Genomic DNA, 3508 nt, shown 5'->3' on the forward strand with positions numbered 1-3508 from the left:
TACGAAACCATGACGCGAGTGACCGTTGCGCTCGCCAGGGCGATCGAGACCATGACCCGGCGGTGAGACCCGGGAGCTTCTCCGTGCCCCCCGCCGGGGTCGAACCACCAGCGGCTCAGGCAGCAATCCGCAGGTCGAGCGCACGGTTGTAGGCGCTATCGGGCTTCAGGTGCACGCGCTCCGCCACCAGGGCCCTCGCGAGTTCCCGTTGTCCGCTGCGCCGTGCCGCTTCGACCAGCGTGAGGTCGATCACGTCGCGCTGGGCGTGGCTGCCCCCCATGCGCTGGGCGATCGGGCGCACCGAACGCAACAGCGCCACGGCCTGTGCATGGTCACCGCGACCGAAGGCGGCCAGCGCCTGCAACAACGGTGCGCCGACCCTTTCGGCAATCGCGGCATGGTCACCGATCTCCTGTGGAGTCTGTTCCGTCTGCGCCGTGATCCACTGCGCAGCACGATCCCCGTCGCCACTGCCGACCCAGGCCATCGTCGCGTGGAAGTCGTTGAAGGCATACAGCCCGGGACGTGCCGCTACACACCAGTCCCGGGCCACGGTCTCCCATCGGGACCGGACGTCGATCCCCAGCAGTTGCAGCCGCCACAGCAGGGCCGAGGCATCGACCAGGTCGACCGTGACGGTGGAACGCGAGCCATGGATCGGTCCGTCGAACAGGGCCAGCACCGCGTCGATCTCGCCCAGGTCGAGATGGAACAACGCCCAGTGCCACCAGTTGTGCACGGCGAGGAAGTTGTCCTGGGCCCAGTGCGGTTGCCGCTCGCGCATCCATTCGATGCCCTCCCGGCTACGGCCCTGCATCTCGAAGACGTGGGCAACGGCATGGTGGGCCCAGGCATCGTCGGGCTCCAGTTCCAGCGCGCGCCGGCCGAAGTGATCGGCACACGGGTAATCGCCGGTCTCCTCGCATCCGAAGGCGAACATCCCGAAGACTGCGTGGCAGCCGGGATCCGACGGACTCCATCGCCCGACGACGCGGGCAACACGGTCCCGGAGCATGCGGGAGTCGCCGCGCAGGTAGTCGCCGAAGTGTCCCGCCTGCAACGCCAGCCCATCGCGGGGATACTCGATCGAGACGTCCTCGAGGATACGGCACGCCTCGTGCCATCGGCCGGCAGCGAATGCGGCGACCGCGTCGGCATGCCCGCGCTCGCGGCGGTTCAGTGGCAGGCCGGCGATGCGCTCCAGGTCCGCGCGGGCCACCGCAGCCGCTTCCGGCTCGGTACTCAGCAGGTGCAGCCAGGCATGCATCAGGTGTCCCATCGCGAACCCGGGGACCTCTTCGACGGCGGATTCGATGGTCTGCACAGGGTCTCCCTGGTAGCAGTTGAACTGGCGAAGAGCGTCGGCGTAGGTCTCGAGCGCCGCTTCAGTGGCTTCGCTGAACGGGTTGCCAAGCAGATCGGTATGCTTCATTTTTGGCTCCAGGCCGGCCAGCGCCGGCGTCGTGATGTTCGCGACGCATCCCTGGGTGGGGGATGCCGCCGGCCCTCCATGCACGGGTTCCGCGCAGCGAGGGGGCTTGAAACCAGCATAGGGCGAGTTGCCCGGAACGCCCGTAGTCAATTCGGACAGGAGCAGGTCGTTTCCGCCATGAACGCTCCCATTGCCAGGACTGCACCCGCATCCGCCGCGATTCTGGCCTTTCCGGAGGCCACGGCGTCGGTGATCTACGGCCTGAGTGACCTGTTCCACTCGGCGGGGCGGGACTGGGGGCTGATCGTCACCGGCACGCCCGGCGCCCCGCTGATCAGGCCGCGGATCGTTGCCGCCGAAGCGGGCCCGTTCCGGATTGCCAACGACGTTACCGTCGTGCCCGACGCGCTGCTCTCTGAGGTCCCCGATCCCGATCTGATCTGCGTTCCCGAGATCCTGGTCGCGCCATCGGAGCCGCTCACTGGCCGCTTCGAGCGCGAGATCGAATGGCTCCGGTCCTGCTACGCCCGCGGTTCCACCGTCGCCGCCGCCTGCTCGGGATCGTTGCTGCTGGCCGAGGCCGGTCTGCTGGACGGCGAGGCCGCGACCAGCCACTGGGCGTACTGCGATGCCCTGGCCAAGCGCTATCCCGGAATCAGCGTGCAGCGCCAGCGCTCCCTGGTCGCGGCCGGCGAGGGTCAGCGTCTGATCATGGCGGGAGGGGGGTCGTCCTGGCTGGATCTTGGCCTGTTTCTGATCGCCCGGATTGCCGGCGTCGACGCGGCGATGCAGGTGGCCCGGATCTACCTGATCGACTGGCATCATGCCGGTCAGCAGCCGTTCGCCAGGCTTTCGGCGAGCCGCCAGACCGACGACGCGGTGGTCACGGAATGCCAGGTCTGGGCGGCAACGCATTACAACGAGCCGGCGCCAGTCGCCGCGATGGTCCAGCTCAGCGGCCTGTCCGAACGCTCACTGACACGGCGCTTCCAGAGAGCCACCGGCCTGACACCGATCCAGTACGTGCACACGATCCGCATCGAGGAGGCCAAGCAGATGCTGGAGGCGACCCAGGATCCGATCGAAGCCATCGCACACGACCTCGGCTACGAGGACGCGAGCTTCTTCATGCGCCTGTTCAAGCGCGACGTGAAACTCACCCCCTCCCAATACCGACGCAAGTTCGGCAGGCTCCGGGAGGTCCTGCGCGGGGCCGAGCGGGCCCACTAGACTCTTCAGGGAGCGGCCTGAATCTCCCGCGGCCGCGGGAGCCTCCGCGAACGGGAGGGAACATGAGCAAGCGGCACGGACGTTTCTTTATTGGCACATCGGGGTGGTCGTACGATCACTGGGAAGGCCCTTTTTACCCGGATGGGTTGTCCGCCGACGAAAGGCTGGAGTACTACGCCGCGCGGTTCAACAGCGTCGAGATCAACCGGTCCTTCTACAGCCTCCCCGACGAGCAAACCCTGCGCAGTTGGCGGACACAGGTTCCCGCCGGTTTCCGCTTTGCCGCCAAGGCGAGCCGTTACATCACCCACATGAAAAAGCTGAAGGACCCGCAGGAAGGCGTTGTCAGGCTGCTGTCCAGGATGCGCGTCCTGGGCAGCGCGCTGGGGCCGGTGCTGTTCCAGCTACCCCCTCGATGGAGATTCAACGCCGATCGGCTGGAGAGTTTCCTGGAGTGTCTTGCGGACGATTTGCGCTACAGCTTCGAATTTCGCGACCACAGTTGGCTCAACAAGGCGAGCTACTCGCTGCTGGCCCGGCACCGTGCCGCGTTCTGCATCTACGATCTCGACGGTTTCGTCTCGCCCCGGGAGGTGACGACGGACTTCGTTTATGTGCGCCTGCACGGCCCGGACGGCCCCTACCAGGGCTGTTACGATCGCCAGGCACTCTCCGGCTGGGCCGGGGCGCTTTCCACCTGGTCCCGCCAGGGGTTGGACGTCTACTGTTATTTCGACAACGACCAACATGGCTACGCCGCCCACAACGCCGCCACCCTGCGCGACATGCTGGACTCTTGAGGGCACCTTCACCGGGGTCGGACCAAGCCAGGCTATTGAAAAAACT

The 3508-nt window shown here is 66.7% G+C and carries 3 protein-coding genes; 2 read left to right on the forward strand and 1 reads right to left on the reverse strand.

Annotated elements, in window-relative coordinates; all coding sequences use genetic code 11:
• Positions 1 to 115: 115 nt before the first annotated feature.
• Entirely contained in the window at positions 116 to 1432 is a 1317-nt protein-coding gene (locus tag EA346_RS01860; RefSeq protein ID WP_296754927.1) for a tetratricopeptide repeat protein, read from the reverse strand.
• A gap of 177 nt (positions 1433 to 1609) precedes the next feature.
• On the opposite strand from EA346_RS01860, the gene EA346_RS01865 reads away from it, so the two are divergent.
• Entirely contained in the window at positions 1610 to 2662 is a 1053-nt protein-coding gene (locus EA346_RS01865; RefSeq protein WP_296754930.1) for a helix-turn-helix domain-containing protein, read from the forward strand.
• Between the two features lie 62 nt (positions 2663 to 2724).
• Entirely contained in the window at positions 2725 to 3462 is a 738-nt protein-coding gene (locus tag EA346_RS01870; protein WP_296754932.1) for a DUF72 domain-containing protein, read from the forward strand.
• Positions 3463 to 3508: the final 46 nt, after the last annotated feature.

This window comes from Thioalkalivibrio sp., from assembly GCF_007692535.1.
Lineage (GTDB): Bacteria > Pseudomonadota > Gammaproteobacteria > Ectothiorhodospirales > Ectothiorhodospiraceae > Thioalkalivibrio.